This is a genomic window from Lacticaseibacillus parakribbianus, assembly GCF_025490915.1.
Lineage (GTDB): Bacteria > Bacillota > Bacilli > Lactobacillales > Lactobacillaceae > Lacticaseibacillus > Lacticaseibacillus parakribbianus.
This window is the reverse complement of the sequence record NZ_JANQBA010000018.1, coordinates 1-14,596: the sequence shown is the minus strand read 5'-3', so window position 1 is coordinate 14,596 and position 14,596 is coordinate 1. Positions and strand designations below refer to the sequence as shown.

Genomic DNA, 14,596 nt, shown 5'->3' with positions numbered 1-14,596 from the left:
GGCCTCCTTTTACCGCTTCTTCAGCTCGCTCATCAGGATTTGGTTGACCACTTTCGGGTTGGCCTTGCCGTGCGTCTCCTGCATGATCTTGCCGACCAAAAAGCCGATGGCGCGATCCTTGCCGTTGTGGAAGTCGTCGATACTCTGCTGGTTGTCGTCCAGCACCGCGTCGATGATCGGGGTCAGCTTGGCAGGGTCTGACAGCTGCACCATCCCCTTGGCCTCGACCCAGGCCTTGGGATCCGTGTCGTTGGCGATGATCTCCTTGAAGACCTTCTTGGCGATTTTGCTGGAAATGGTGCCGTCTGCGATCAGCTTGATCATCGAAGCCAGGTGAGCCGGGGTCAAGGCGACCTGCTTGAGCTCGACGTGTTCGGCGTTCAGGTAGCCGGACACCTCGCCCATCAGCCAGTTGGAGGCCAGCTTGGGCTCGGCCCCGGCGGCCACGGTGGCCTCAAAGAAGTCGGACATCTCAAGCGTGTTGGTCAACACGCCGGCGTCGTAGGCCGGAATCTTCCAGTCCTCGACGTAGCGGCTGCGCCGCCGTGCCGGCGGCTCCGGCAAGGTCGCGGCGACCTCATCGATCCAGGCCTGGGAGACATGCACCGGCGGCAGGTCGGGCTCCGGGAAGTAGCGGTAGTCATCCGCGCCTTCCTTGACGCGCATCAGGATGGTCTCCTTTTTGTCGACGTCCCAGCGCCGCGTCTCCTGGCGAACGGCGCCGCCGGCCATCAGGAGCTGCACCTGGCGCTTTTGCTCGTAGGCCAGGCCGTCTCGCACGTGAACGAAGCTGTTCAGGTTCTTGATTTCGGTCTTGGTGCCGTACTTTTGGCTGCCGATCGGGGCGACGGAGAGGTTGGTGTCGACACGCATCGAGCCTTCCTCCATCTTGACGTCGGACGCGCCGGTGAACTGCACGATCTGGCGCAGCTGCTCGAGGTATTGGTAGGCCTCTTCCGGGCTTGCGATGTCAGGTTCGGACACGATTTCGATCAGCGGCGTCCCCTGCCGGTTCAAGTCGACGTAAGAGTAGCCGTCGTCTTCGTGCTGGTTCTTGCCGGCGTCTTCTTCGACGTGCAGCTCGTGGATGCCGATGCGCTTTTTCTGGCCGTCGACCTCGATTTCGATGTAGCCGTTGGTGGCCAGCGGCGTCTCGGATTGCGTGATCTGGTAGGCCTTGGGGTTATCCGGGTAGAAGTAGTTCTTGCGGTCAAAATGCGTGTCGCGCGTGATGTCGGCGTGAAGCGCCAAGGCGACCATGATGCCGTAGCTGTAAGCCCCCTTGTTAATGCTTGGCAAAACGCCCGGGAAGCCCCAGTCGATCACGTTGGTCTGGGTGTTGGGCTCGGCGCCGTAAGACACCGGTGACGGCGAGTACATTTTGGACTTGGTCTTCAGTTCGACATGGACCTCAAGCCCGATGGTGGTTTCAAAATTCATTCTGCACCTCCTGGCAGCTGGGCCAAGTAATCGTTGGCGGCTTCAAAGGCTTCGGCCGCCTGGAAAATCGTGGCCTCATCAAAGGCCTTCCCGATCAGCTGCAGCCCCACCGGCATGTGATCGACGAACCCGGCCGGAATCGACGCGGCCGGCAGCCCCGCCAGGTTGACCGGAATGGTCAAGATGTCGTTCATGTACATGGTCAAGGGATCCGTGACCTTGTCGCCGATCTTGAAGGCGACCGTCGGCGTGGTCGGGCCCATGATCAGGTCGTAGTCTGCAAAGACCTGCTCGAAGTCGCGAGTGATCAGGGTGCGAACCTGCGCCGCCTTTTTGAAGTAGGCGTCGTAGAACCCGGCAGACAAGCTGAAGGTCCCCAGCATGATGCGCCGCTTGACCTCGGGCCCAAAGCCTTCGGACCGCGACCGCACGTAGACGTCGGTCAGGTTCTTGACGTCTTGGGCCCGGAAGCCGTAACGGATGCCATCGAAGCGCTGCAGGTTGGAGCTGGCCTCGGAGCTGGCGATGATGTAGTAGGCCGGCACCGCGTACTTGGTGTGCGGCAGGCTGACGGTATCGACCGTCGCCCCGAGCTCGCGCAGCTGGGCCGCGGCCGCCTGAATTTGGGCGGCAACCTTGGGATCCACGCCTTCGCCCAGGTACTCCTCAGGCAGCGCGATCTTGAGCCCGGCGACGCCCTTGTGCAGGTTGGCCGTGAAGTCCGGCACCGGATCCGGTGCCGTGGTCGCGTCCTTGTCGTCGTGGCCGGCGATCACGTTCAGGGTCAAGGCCGCGTCTTCGACGCTGCGCGTCAGGGTCCCGACCTGATCGAGGCTTGAGGCAAAGGCGATCACGCCCCAGCGTGACACGCGGCCGTAAGTCGGCTTGACGCCGACGATGCCGTTGAAGGCCGCCGGCTGGCGAATCGAGCCGCCGGTGTCGGTGCCAAGCGCCATCGGCACCTGGCCGGAGGCGACGGCCGCGGCGCTACCACCTGACGAGCCGCCCGGCACCCGACTGTGGTCCCAGGCGTTTTTGGTCACCTGAAAGCCGGAGTTTTCCGTCGAGGAGCCCATGGCGAACTCGTCGAGGTTGACCTTGCCGACGTTGACGGCCCCGGCCGCCTGCAGCTTCTCAACCACCGTCGCGTCGTAGATCGGCTCGAAGTGCTCGAGGATCTTGGAGGCCGCCGTGGTGGTCAGGCCGTTGGTCACGATGTTGTCTTTGATCGCCACCGGCACACCGGCCAGGGGCTGGCTGAAGTCGCCCTTGGCGTCGACGGCCTCGGCCTGCGCCTGGGCCTTGGGGTTACGCGCCAAAAAGGCGGCGACGTCCGGGTCGATGGCATCGATTCGCGCGTTGGCCGCGGCCACCAGGGCAGAAGCCGTGGTGGTGCCGTCTTGAAGCGCCTGGTGCATTGCGGTGATGGTTAACTGATCCGCCACTAGTCTTCCTCCTTGTCGATGATGGCAGGCACCTGAATCAACGTCCCCTTGCGCGTCGGCACGTTTTTGAACAGGTCCTCCACATTCGTGTCATTGTGCGGCACGTCTTCTCGCATCACGTTGTGCAGGTGAATGCTTTGGGTCGTCGCCGGCACCCCGGTGGTGTCGACCTCCTCCAGCTGTTCCACCATGTTCAGAATCTCGCCGAGCTGGTCGGTGTACTGATCCAGCTCCGCATCGGTAAAGCTCAGCCGCGAAAGCTCTGCGACGTGGGCAACACTTTCCTTGGTGATCATCGAATCCCTACTTTCCTTGGGTCAACGCGAAAAGCCAGCCACGAATGACTGGCCTCGGGCCCGTATTCTTATCATAGTTTACCATAAACCACCGGGCCACAGGCGCCAAACTTGGCGCCTGGCCGCGGTTTTGGGTCGGACTAGTAGCTGCCGAAGACGTGCGTGGTGAAGGTCTTGGCGCCGCTTTCTCGGGCGACGAAGGCCTGGATGCCCTGCGTGGCCTGAATCGTAATCTCGATTTTAGCGCCGCTTGGCAGGTACTTGGCGGCGCTGGTCGCGACGTACTGGGTGAAGCTTTCCACCTCGGTTTCGCCGTAGAACTGGGTGTTGATGGTCACGTTCAGGCCGCTCAACGCCCCGTCTTCGTAATGGGCCTGGGCGGTCACGCCGGCCAGCGTCGGGAAGAAGTTTTCGACCTGGCTGGAAAACGTGCTGAAGTCCGTGGCCACCGTCGAATTGACGGGCTTGGCGTTGTTGACCACCGGCAGCACCTCGTTTTGCTGGTTGATGGTCTGCCAGTCGCCCAGCGTGGTGCCGCTTTTGGCCGTCACCGAAGCGAAGAAGGTACCGCCGACCAAGGCGTCTCGCGCCGCGTTCTTGTACAGGCTGACCACGATCGGCACGTTTTGGCCGACGCCGCTCATCTTGCGGACCCGGGCGATCACCTCCGCGGCCATCTTCTTACCCTCGGTTTTGAGCTTGGCGTCGTCGATGTGGGTGGTGTAGGTGGCACCGTACTTCTCTTTTTGGTAGTAGTCGTAGGCGTTGAGGCCCAAGGCGATCGCGATGCCGCCGTACTTGAGCTTGCTGCCGCTTTGCAGCATGTAGTCTTGCTCGACCATGCTTTGCAGGTACATCGGCCGCCGCGTCGTCTCGCCGGTCTTCTTGTTGTCGACCGGGTTGAGGCCGTCCGGGTTGGTCTTGCTCTTGCGGTTCAGCCACTTGGTCGCCGTCGCCGTGCTCAAGAGCTGCCCCTCCTGGAACACGTACTTGGACGTGGCGAAGTGGGTCTTGGCGATGTCCTCCAAGCCGATTTCCATGCTCTTGACGTTGAAGCTGTTGCCGCCTTGGACGTTGGTCTGAAGCGTCAGCCCCCGCGCCGAGCTGGTCTGGTAGCGGCCGTTTTTGATCACGCCTTGGTACAGGCTGTCATCCACCGTGCCGGTGGTTTGATAAGTCGCGGTTTTGGTGCCGGAGCTTGCCGTGCTGGTGTTGTCAAAGCTCAGCTTGCCGCACCCCACTAAGGTGACCGCGATCAGGCCGATGGCACCAGCTAAAAGTTTCTTCATTCGTCATTCTCCTTTGGTTTCTCCGCAAGCGCCTGGCGCAGGGCCGCCTGGTCCATCACGGTGACGCCCAGCTCCTGGGCCCGAGTCAGCTTGGACCCCGCCGCCTCACCGGCCACCACCAGGTCCGTGCGTTTGGACACGGAGCCGGTGATTTTGGCGCCTTGGGCCTTCAGCAGCGCGGTCAAAGCCGGGCGGGTATAATCGGCGAAGGTGCCGGTGATCACCACGGTCAGACCGGCGAACGGCCCGGTGGTGGCCACCGGCCCGGCCCCGCGGTAGGTCAGGTTGACCCCGGCGGCCCGGAGTTCCTCAATCAGCACCTGGGCCCCTGGGTTTTGGAAGTACGTCGTGACCGCCTCTGCGATGGTCGGGCCGATGCCAGCGACCGCGGCGATGGTCTCGGCGTCGGCCTGGGCCAGGTGGTCCAGGTCGCCGAAGTGGGCGGCCAGGCTGGCCGCGGCCTTGCCGCCGACGTGGCGGATGCCTAATCCAAATAGTAGGCGTTCCACGGAGTTTTGCCGACTCAAGTCGATGGCCTTTAACAAATTATTAACGGACTTCTCCTTGAACTTGTCCAAAGTCGCCAGGGTGTCCGCGGTCAGCCGGTACAGCCCGGCGACATCCGCCACCAGCTTGCGCTCCAGCAGCTGCGCGATGATCTTGGGCCCCAGCCCGTCGATGTTCATCGCGTTGCGGGAGGCAAAATGGGTCAGCTGCTCTTGCACCTGCGCCGGGCAGCGCGGGTTGACGCAGCGCAGCGCCACCTCGTCGTCCAGGTGAACCAAGGGCTCGCCGCAAGACGGGCAGGCGCTGGGCACCGGCGCCTTCACACTGGTCGCCGGCCGCTTGGCCATCACCACTGAAGACACCTCGGGAATGATGTCGCCGGCCTTGTGCAGCCGCACCGTGTCGCCGATGCGAATGTCTTTGGCGGCCAGCATGTCGACGTTGTGCAGCGTCGCTCGCGCCACCGTGGTGCCGGCCAAAAGCACCGGGGTCATCACCGCGGTCGGCGTCACCACGCCGGTGCGGCCGATGGTCCATTCGATATCGAGGACTTGGGTTTCGGCCTCCTCCGGCGGGAACTTGTAGGCGATTTCCCAGCGCGGCACCTTGACCGTGTTGCCCAGCTCCGCCTGAAGCGCCAGGTCGTTGACCTTGACCACGATGCCGTCGATGCCGTAAGCCAAGGCGTCGCGGTCGGCGGTTTGGGTCGTGATGTAGGTGTCGATGGTGTGTAGGTCGGCGGCCACCACGCTGGTCGGGTTGGTGGCAAAGCCGAGCCGCTGCATGAACGCCAGCGCCTCGTGCTGCGTGGTCAGGCCGTAGCGCTCGGGGTCCACCACGGTGTAAAGGAAAGTCGCCAGGCTGCGCTGTTTCGTCACCGCGACGTCCAGCTGGCGCAGGCTGCCGGCCGCCGCGTTGCGGGGATTGGCAAAGGGCGGCTCACCGGCCGCCTCACGCGCCGCATTGAGGGCGGCAAAGGCCTTTTTGGGCATGTAGCACTCGCCTCGCACCTCGAGGTCCAGGGGCTCGGGCAGCGTCTGTGGAATGTCTGGAATCGTGCGGACATTGGCCGTCACGTCCTCGCCGACGCTGCCGTCGCCGCGGGTCGACCCCTGCACCAGCCGGCCTTTTTCGTAGACCAAAGACAAGGACAGGCCGTCGATTTTGAGCTCGACGTTGTAGGCCACCGGCCGGCCGACGCCGGCCGCAAGCCGCGCCGCCCAGTCCTCAAGCTCCTCAAGCGAAAAGACATCGCCCATCGACAGCATCGGCACGGCGTGTGGCACCTTGGTGAAGTCCGGCGACACCGCATCTCCGACCAGCTGCGACGGCGAATCCGGCGTCACCAGGCTCGGGTCTTTGGCCTCAAGCGCGAGCAGCGCCTGGTAGGCCTGATCGTACTCGTGGTCCGTGACGCTTGGGGCGTCTTCGGTGTAATAGGCCTTGCGCCAGCCGTTGAGCTTGGCCACCAAAGCCCGGTACTGCGCGATTTCATCAGTTTGTGCCATCTTGTCTCCTCCGTTGTTGATTGCAGCCTCGGCGCCGTCTGCCAACCCAAGGCGATGCCGCCGAGGCCACCGCCTGCAGGGGCCGCCTCTGGTGGCCTGGCCACCGCGTCGCATCGCGACTCACTGCTTGCCGATTGCGGGCAACTACTGCTTGACGATCGGGGCGAACGCCGTCAGCAGGCGCTTGACGCCTTGCTGCGGAAAGGCGATGTCGAGCTCCTGATCGTCGCCCGTGCCCGAGACCTTGACCACCGTGCCGACGCCCCACTTGCGGTGTTCGGCCTTGTCGCCGACCGCCCAGGCCACCTTGCCGGCGGCGCTTTGCGGGGCGGCCACGACCTTGGCCTTGGTGCCGACCGGGTGGCGCGAGTACGTCGGGGTGACGGCGCGTTGGGTGCGGTCGATGAACGGGATGTTGGTCTTGGGTTGCGCCTGGCCGGCCCGGGTCAGCAGGTCGTCATCGATTTCGGTGATGAAGCGGCTTTCCGGGTTGTTTTGGCGCTGGCCGTACAGCATGCGGCCGTAAGCGTTGCTGAGGTACAGCTTGGACTTGGCGCGGGTGATGCCGACGTATGCGAGGCGCCGCTCCTCCTCCAGCTGCGTCTCATCCATCGCGGCGCGTGACAGCGGGAACAGCCCCTCTTCCATGCCGACCAGAAAGACCACCGGGAACTCCAGCCCCTTGGCGGCGTGAAGCGTCATCAAGGTGACCTCCTGGGCGTCTTCTTCGACGTCGTCTTGGTCGGACAGAAGCGACAGCTCGGCGAGAAAATCGACGAAGATGTCCGAGTCCTCTTCCTCCGGCTGGTACCGGGCGTCGAACTGCTGGGTCACCGACAGGAGTTCCTGCAGGTTTTCGATGCGGGTGTCGGCTTCGACCGAACCCTGGGCCTTGAGCGTCGGCAGGTAGCCGCTGTCTTCAAGAATCGCCTCCATCAAGGCGGTCACGGAGCCGCCTTGGCGCTTGGCCGCGATTTTTTCGATGGTCGCGCCGAACTTCACCAAGGCGGTTCGCGCCTTGCCGCCGACCGGCGAGAGCTCGGCGTTGGCCGCCGACTCCAGCAGGCTCCAGCCATTGTTGTCGGCGAAGGCCTGGAGCTTTTCGATCGAGGTCGCGCCGATGCCGCGCTTGGGCTCGTTGACGATGCGGTTGAAGGACATATCATCGGCCGGGTTCACCACCAGGCGGAAGTAGGCCAAGGCGTCTCTGATTTCCTTGCGGTCGTAGAACTTGTGGCCGCCGACCATTTTGTAGGGAATGCTCGACTTGACGAACGCCTCTTCGATCGTTCGCGACTGGGCGTTGGTGCGGTACAGGATGGCAAAATCGCCGTACTGGCGGTGGTGTTCCTGCATCTGCGCCTCGATCTCCTTGATCACGAAGAACGCCTCGTCCATTTCGTTTTGGGCGCGGTAGTAGGTGATCTTCTCGCCGGTCTTATTTTCCGTCCACAGCGTCTTGACCTGGCGGGTCTTGTTGTTTTTGATCACCGCGTTGGCGGCGGCCAAAATGTTCTTGGTCGAGCGGTAATTCTGCTCGAGCATCACCACCTGGGCCGTCGGGTAATCCTTCTTGAAGTCCAGGATGTTTTGCATGTTGGCACCGCGCCAGCCGTAGATGCTTTGGTCGGCATCCCCGACCACGCAGACGTTGTGGTAGCCCTCGCCCAGCATGTGGACCAGCTGGTATTGGGCCTCGTTGGTGTCTTGGTACTCGTCGACGTGAATGTATTGGAACTTGCGCTGGTAGAATTCAAGCGTCTCCGGGTTGTCTTGGAACAACACGATGGTCTGCATGATCAAGTCGTCGAAGTCCAGCGCCTGATCGGAGCGAAGCCGCCGCTGGTACTCCTTGTAGACGCTGGCGACCACCTGCTCCATCGGCGTGGCCGCGCTTTTGGCGTAGTCCTCAGGCGTCTGCAGGTCGTTTTTGGCGTTGGAGATGATGCTGAGCAAGGCCTTGGGGTCGTAGCGCTTGGGGTCCAGGTTGAGGTCGGCCAAAATGTGCTTGACCAGCGTTTTTTGCTCGGCGGGATCGGCGATGGTGAAGGCACGGTTCATGCCGAGCTTCTCGATGTCGCGGCGGAGTATGCGAACACACAGCGCGTGGAAGGTCGACACCCAGACGTCACGGGCGAGCTCGGGGTCCAGCAGCTTGCCGACCCGCTCGCGCATTTCCTTGGCCGCCTTGTTGGTGAAGGTGATGGCCAAAATGCGCCAGGGGTTGATGTTTTTCTCCTCGATCAGGTAGGCGATGCGGTGCGTCAGCACCCGCGTCTTCCCCGACCCGGCGCCGGCCATGATGAGAACCGGCCCCTCGGTCGCAAGGACCGCTTCTTGTTGCTTATCGTTCATACCAGTGAGTGCAGAATCCATGGAATCGAATCGTCCTTTCGCAAAACCGTTGGCGGCAAGTTGCAGACGCGACCAGCGCGTATCATTGTCCATTGTACCAGAAAACGCGGCAACACCAAAGGCGCCGCCACCGGAACCAAACCCCGGTGCGACGCCCTTTGAGTCGCGTTAGCGGTCATCCACCGCAACTGGGGCGGCTAATCGCCCAGCCTTTTTTCACCCGTCAGCCGCTGGATGGCGGTGATGTCTTGGGTCACCTCGAGGCAGCCGAGGTAGCGGTTGGCCTGGTCGGTGATGGCGAAGTAGCGAATGTACACCATCCGTTCGCCGTGCAGGTTGATCCAAAAATCGGCGTGCCGCTCACGCCCGGCGTGAAAATCGGTCAGGATCTTCTCGACCTTGTCCACGGAACGCGGCGGGTGGCAGTTTTGCACCTTGCGGCCGATGACGGCGGTGGTGCGGGGAAAGACCCGCTCGCCGGAATCGGAGAACCACCGCACCGTGTCCGTGTCGTCGACGAAGGTCAGATCAAGCGGCAACAGCCGCAGCACGTGGGTCAGCTGCGCGAGGTCGAAGCTGCCGGTCGGCAACAGCACCCGGGCCGGATGCACCCCATCGATTTCGATGCGTCCGTCCGGGCCGCCGGAGGTCGCCCCGGGGGCGGGCGAACCACCGGCGCCGAGCGCCGCCGCCACCGCGGCCGGCATCCCGGCCGGCGCCGCGTCTGCGCCTGAGGCGGCAGTGGCGGCACTGGCGGCCAAGTCTGCGCCGGCGCCTGTCGCAGCAGGGGCCACGGCGGTGTCGGCGGCCGGACCCTTGCGCGGCGCAACCGTGATTCGCGGTCCGGCCGCCGCGACGTCGTCAGGCGCCGCGGTGGCGGCCGCCGTCGACACCGTGGTGGCCGCGCTTTGGGCCGCGGCGGCCAGCTTGGCCTGCACCTCAGCCGGCGCCGGGCTGTCTCGGTGAATCTGGGCCAGCAGCGCGGCATCGCTTGGCGCCTGCTGCCGCGTTGAGCCGAGGTCTTGGCTGGCCGCCAGCGCCTTGGCCATTTCGTTAAGCGCCGCGGCCATTTTGGCCGGCTGGGGCTTGGTCGCCAGCTCCGCGGCGGTCGGCCGCCAAGGCAAGGGCGTCGGAATCAGGGTAAAGCCGATGGCCGGCGATTCGCGCTGAATCAGCGCCCAATCCGCGGCGGAGAAGACCTCAAGCACCATCGGCAGCATGATTTCCTCTTCCTTGAACACCATCTCGTCGACTTCCTTGGCGACCTTCTCGACCGCCGCCTCGACGTCGTACTTATCCGCCGCCGGTTCCTGGGCCAGCAGGCGCCGCGCCGCGCGAATCCAGCCGCGAATGTCGTCGTCGACACCCCACATCACCTTCGGCGGCGCCGTGATGCCGTACTTGTCCATCAGGGGGAAAATCAGGTTCTCCTTGCGCAGGTAGTGCTTGTCGATGGTCGCCAGATCCGCCAGTGCCGCCGTCATGCGGCCGTGTTGCACGGCGTCGGTGCCGCTTTGCTGCCACTTCTTCAAGGCCGGCAGCAGCTCGTCGTTGAGCAAAGACATCAGCACCACGTTTTCGAGCTTCATCACCTGCACCGGGTGACCCGGGATCGCTTCCATCGGCGTCTTTTCGCCGTTGTTAATTTTGCCGCGAAACACCGCGGCGTGAACGTTGCACAGCGTCTGAATCTCCATCGGGTTCAGGCCGCTTGCAATCAGCTCCCGCTCCGCGCTGGTGATCTCGGCCACGTCGACGCCATCGAAGGTCGCGTCAAAAATGGCCTTGGCGTCCTCGAAGCTTTCGCCCTCGTGCAGCATCGACAGGATCTGCACGATTTTTTTCTGCCGGTCCACGGCGTTGTGATCAGTCATCTTCTCTCACCTCAAACCCGGCGGCGGCCAGGGCCGCGACCAGGGTATCTTGGTCAATGTGCTTCATGCGTGTACCCTTGGCCAGCGTCATGAAGCGGCCGACCGTGTTCAACAGCGCCGGATCGGTCACGCCGTCCAGGCCCATCGCCACCATCACCGGCACAATCGCCGGCTGGGCCAGCACCAAGTCCCGCACCGGGGTGTTCAGGCTAATCGTTGTCATCTCGTCACTCCTTAGGCTTGCAAGAGTTGGCCGACCTTGGCGACCGCGGCGGCCGGCACCACCGGCCGGCCCTGCAGGTAGGCATAAAGCGCGTGGGTGGTCAGCGCGTCGTACAAGGCCCCATGCGCCATCACGGCGTTGAGACCGAGGTAAATGCGGTACTTGGACAGGCTGACCTCGGGCATGCCGGGCATCGGGCCGCAGTCTTCGGCGAGCTTGGCGACGTCCAGCACCCGCTTGGGCTGCGGGTAAAGCGCAAACTGCCGCCGCAGCACCGCCAAGTCCCCACCGCGAACGGAAAAGCCCAGCAGCTCGTCGTCGCCGACAAAGCCCAAAAAGGCGGCCAGCGCCGCGTCCGGCGCCTGGCCGTAGCGGTTGAGCAGCCGGGCATCAAGCGCCGTCATGCGCTGCGACTGCAGGTTCAGGTGCAGGTTCGCCGGAATCTTGACGAAGGTGTTGAACGCACCGACCAGGCGGCCCCGCCGCACCTTCAACGCCCCGATTTCGGTGATGAACCAACCCTCCCGCGCATTGCCGCTTGAAAACTCGAGGTCAAACACGGTGTAGTCGACCGGCGCGTCCATCGCCAGCACCAGCGCTTGCTCGCGCTTGGTGAACGCCGGGTTCACCGCCTGGGGGTAGCGCTTGGCGACCAGCGCCTTGGCCCGGGCGGTGGCGGCGGCTCGCTGCGCCGGCCCGGCCCAGTGGGTCACCTTGGGGCCACCCAAAACAATCGGGCCGATGCTCTCGGCCGTGAACGCCTGGGGCCAAGGCGTCATCATCTCCCGCCGCACCAGCGGCAGCCCGGCCGCCTCAAGCAGGGTCGCCGTCTCGGCCGCCACCGGCCCGTACAGCGTCACGGTCAGCTCGCGGTCCGGCTCCAGCCGCAACCGGTGGCAAACCGCCTGAAGCGCCTGCAGGTGGTTGGCCACCGCTCGCACCCGGCCCCAGTCGGCGGAAAGTTGCGCCGGCAGCTGGGCCGGGTCGCGCAGGGTCGCGACGTAAGCGGCGATCAGCTTGCGAATCACCTTGTCGACCGGCTGGCCCGGCCGCGGCGTCTCCCACAGCTCGACGTGCGGCGTGAGGCTCGGCGCGGCCACCCGGCAGCCGGCCAACGTCAGCCGCGCCGGCCACAGTCCTTCGACTTGGACCAGCGTGGTCGCCCCCACCGGCAGCACCGCCACCTGGGTCTTGGTCCCGCCGCCCAGCGTCGCCAAAGCCTGCAGGGCGGTTTGGATCGTCACCGGCCAATCCGCGGCCGTCAGCGGTTGTTGCACGATTGCCTTGAGTTCCACAATGCCACTTCTTTCTTCGCGATTGCGTCGGCCCCAAGCGTTTCTGGTATACTGAGGGCAGACACCTTGTGCCTAATATCATAGCATAATTGAGCGGAGGCGACACCGTGGCCCTATGGCACCTCATGTTTTCCAGGCCGGCCTATCCCAAAGGCCAGATTAAGCACATCGTCTACACCCTGCAGGACGCGCAATCCTTCGGGGGCTTTGCGCTGAACAACGTGGGGATTGTGCGTGAGACGACGGAGCTTTGGTACGTCGATCTCGATTTTGTCCAGCCAATCGGCCTGACCCAGGGCCTGTTTGAGGAAATGGTCAAGTACCTGGTGGTGCTGGCCGGCCGCCTGGACCACGCGCCGCTACCCGTCTACTTCGCGGTGATGCAGCGCAGCCTCGCGGATCTAGACATCACCTACCACCAGTACCAAGACCACAGCATCGACATCATGTTCTGGCAGGGCCCCCCGATTGTGGCCCCGCCGGAGGATCAATCGCACCTGCGTTTTCGCGACGACGCGGAGGAGGAATGACTATGGACCCGATTCAATACGTGTGCCCCAAGTGTGGCAACCACAGCTACGAGGCCGACAAGTTTCAGGCGACCGGCGGCAACTTCGCCAAGATCTTCGACGTTCAAAACAAGCGCTTCGTGACCGTGTCCTGCACCCAGTGCGGCTACACCGAGCTGTACCGGCAGACCACCAGCACCGGCATGAACGTGCTCGATTTCCTGATGAGCAACTAAACTCAAAAAGCGGCCGCCTCAACTTCTGCGTTGAGGCGGCCGCTTTCGCGTTCTGGGCCAAATGATGATTCGGGTGGAGATCCGGGTTGCGATCCGGTCGGCGATCCGGTCGGTGGTCCGGGTGGCAATCCGGTCGGTGGTCCGGGTCGCGATCCGGGTGGCGATTCGGGCGGTGGTCCGGGTTCCAGTCCGGTTTCCAATGTGAGCCACGGCTCGCATTGCGGTCGGTGCCGAACCGCGAGCTGTCATTGTCGTTTTGCAGGCCATGCGTCGGTCACCCGACCGCGTGACACACTACTGCTTCGCACTTTCGGGCACGGTCACGCTTTGGTCCACCCGGCTGCGACCGGTGGCGTAATCGTAGCGGATGCCGGTCTGCACGTTGTAGATGTAGACGTTGAAGTCGAGACCCTGCAACGCCTTGGCGCGAAGCCAGTACCCCCGAGGCATCAGCTCGCTACCGCGAAACACGGTGGTCACCTTGTAAATGACGCGCTGGTGCTTGGCCAACGCGTCTCGCACCTGCTGCTCGAAGGGCTGCATCAGCACCTGATTGGCGTATTCGGTTTGCGACGCCAAGTTTTTCGGATTGTCACTTGAGCCCAACGCGCCGGCGGAATAATGACCGTCCGCATCCAGGTTGCCGGACAGCGTGTAGGCAATCAGGTGACCGCGGTTTTGCCGGTTAACCCGGCGGCCGTCGACCCACGTGTAGCGGTTGTGCCAGCCGGTCGGTGTGAAACTTTGGCCGGGTCGCCCGGCCGACTTAATCAGCGTTCGGGCGTCGAGGTCACCGACGTTGGTGGTCGTGCGGTTGAGCGAATCCAGGTCCCCGTACTGAATGCGGGGCCCGGCCCAATCGCTCAGCGAAAGCCCCGCGTGACCGCCATTGACGTCGATCACCGGATCGCTGTCGTTGGGGTAATCCAACGCGGCCAGCTTGGCGTAGGTCGCCTGGTCACCCTTGGCCGCTACCGTGGTGGTTGCCGGCGCCTGCGTCGCCGGCTGTGACTGCTGCCAGGTGTTGTAACCCCACGCGACCACCGCCACCAGCGCCGTGATTGCCAGGCTGGCGAGGCTCGCCTGCTTGCGTCGTCTTCTTGCCATTTTTCTCCCCCTCGGTATCAAAAAAGCCTCGCAATCCGCGAGGCCGTGCTGCCGTCTACTGGATTCGAACCAGCGACCCCTTCATTACGAATGAAGTGCTCTGCCAACTGAGCTAAGACGGCATAATTATATTTTTGACCCGTACGAGATTTGAACTCATGTTACCGCCGTGAAAGGGCGGTGTCTTAACCACTTGACCAACGGGCCATCGCAACAACAAGATTGATTATACCTGACGCAAAACGCGGTGTAAACCCCTTTTTGCGGGCGGCGGGAATAAAAAAACAGGCCGTTACGGCCCGTATCTCCTCCGGATGTCAGGCTCGAACTGACGACACCCTGATTAACAGTCAGGTGCTCTACCACTGAGCTAATCCGGAAAAACAAAAAAAGCGCGGCAGCTTCCTACCCTCGCAGGCAGTCACCCACCAACTACTCTCGGCGTTGAGAAGCTTAACTTCTGTGTTCGGCATGGGAACAGGTGTATCCTTCTCGCTATCGCCACCGCACTT

At 63.4% G+C, this 14,596-nt stretch carries 12 protein-coding genes, 3 tRNA genes and 1 rRNA gene; 2 read left to right on the top strand and 14 right to left on the bottom strand.

The genetic code is table 11. From position 1 onward, the window contains the following. Positions 1-9: 9 nt before the first annotated feature. From gatB to NUH19_RS13125, 9 genes are all read right to left on the bottom strand, one after another. A complete protein-coding gene (gene gatB / locus NUH19_RS12125) occupies positions 10-1,440 on the bottom strand; it encodes an Asp-tRNA(Asn)/Glu-tRNA(Gln) amidotransferase subunit GatB (protein ID WP_262316811.1) in 1,431 nt (476 codons plus the stop codon). Further along, positions 1,437-2,858, bottom strand: a complete 1,422-nt coding sequence (gene gatA / locus NUH19_RS12120; RefSeq protein ID WP_262316833.1) for an Asp-tRNA(Asn)/Glu-tRNA(Gln) amidotransferase subunit GatA — start codon at positions 2,856-2,858, stop codon at positions 1,437-1,439. The genes gatB and gatA overlap by 4 nt, the downstream gene beginning before the upstream one ends. Positions 2,859-2,884: 26 nt before the next feature. Beyond that, positions 2,885-3,181, bottom strand: a complete 297-nt coding sequence (gatC, locus tag NUH19_RS12115; protein ID WP_262316810.1) for an Asp-tRNA(Asn)/Glu-tRNA(Gln) amidotransferase subunit GatC — start codon at positions 3,179-3,181, stop codon at positions 2,885-2,887. 140 nt (positions 3,182-3,321) lie between these two features. Next, the gene (locus NUH19_RS12110) at positions 3,322-4,470 is read right to left on the bottom strand and encodes a CamS family sex pheromone protein (RefSeq protein ID WP_262316809.1); all 1,149 of its coding nucleotides are present in this window, start codon (positions 4,468-4,470) and stop codon (positions 3,322-3,324) included. After that, a complete protein-coding gene (ligA, locus tag NUH19_RS12105; protein WP_262316808.1) occupies positions 4,467-6,485 on the bottom strand; it encodes an NAD-dependent DNA ligase LigA in 2,019 nt (672 codons plus the stop codon). The genes NUH19_RS12110 and ligA overlap by 4 nt, the downstream gene beginning before the upstream one ends. A gap of 144 nt (positions 6,486-6,629) precedes the next feature. Further along, on the bottom strand, positions 6,630-8,861 hold the full coding sequence (pcrA, locus tag NUH19_RS12100) for a DNA helicase PcrA (RefSeq protein ID WP_262316807.1): 2,232 nt from the start codon (positions 8,859-8,861) through the stop codon (positions 6,630-6,632). Positions 8,862-9,037: 176 nt separating this feature from the next. Next, the gene (locus NUH19_RS12095) at positions 9,038-10,714 is read right to left on the bottom strand and encodes a DUF438 domain-containing protein (protein ID WP_262316806.1); all 1,677 of its coding nucleotides are present in this window, start codon (positions 10,712-10,714) and stop codon (positions 9,038-9,040) included. Then, complete coding sequence (locus NUH19_RS12090; RefSeq protein ID WP_262316805.1) at positions 10,707-10,937, bottom strand: DUF1858 domain-containing protein; 231 nt, start codon at positions 10,935-10,937, stop codon at positions 10,707-10,709. Before NUH19_RS12090 ends, NUH19_RS12095 begins: the two co-directional genes overlap by 8 nt. An 11-nt stretch (positions 10,938-10,948) precedes the next feature. Further along, complete coding sequence (locus NUH19_RS13125; protein ID WP_262316804.1) at positions 10,949-12,232, bottom strand: 3'-5' exonuclease; 1,284 nt, start codon at positions 12,230-12,232, stop codon at positions 10,949-10,951. 107 nt (positions 12,233-12,339) lie between these two features. Between NUH19_RS13125 and NUH19_RS12080 the strand changes: the two genes are divergently transcribed. Further along, a complete protein-coding gene (locus tag NUH19_RS12080; RefSeq protein WP_262316803.1) occupies positions 12,340-12,762 on the top strand; it encodes a hypothetical protein in 423 nt (140 codons plus the stop codon). Positions 12,763-12,764: 2 nt separating this feature from the next. Continuing rightward, positions 12,765-12,977 carry a zinc ribbon domain-containing protein gene (locus NUH19_RS12075; RefSeq protein ID WP_262316802.1) on the top strand — a complete coding sequence of 71 codons (213 nt, stop codon included), beginning with the start codon at positions 12,765-12,767 and terminating at the stop codon, positions 12,975-12,977. 294 nt (positions 12,978-13,271) lie between these two features. Here NUH19_RS12075 and NUH19_RS12070 read toward each other — a convergent pair whose 3' ends face one another. From NUH19_RS12070 to rrf, 5 genes are all read right to left on the bottom strand, one after another. Then, a complete protein-coding gene (locus NUH19_RS12070) occupies positions 13,272-14,084 on the bottom strand; it encodes a DNA/RNA non-specific endonuclease (protein ID WP_262316801.1) in 813 nt (270 codons plus the stop codon). A 49-nt stretch (positions 14,085-14,133) separates the two neighbouring features. Then, positions 14,134-14,206: transfer RNA gene (locus NUH19_RS12065), tRNA-Thr, on the bottom strand. Positions 14,207-14,219: 13 nt separating this feature from the next. Further along, positions 14,220-14,291: transfer RNA gene (locus tag NUH19_RS12060), tRNA-Glu, on the bottom strand. Positions 14,292-14,392: 101 nt separating this feature from the next. Next, positions 14,393-14,464, bottom strand: a tRNA-Asn gene (locus tag NUH19_RS12055). A 12-nt stretch (positions 14,465-14,476) separates the two neighbouring features. Further along, a 5S ribosomal RNA gene (gene rrf / locus NUH19_RS12050) occupies positions 14,477-14,593 on the bottom strand. Between the last annotated feature and the right edge of the window lie 3 nt (positions 14,594-14,596).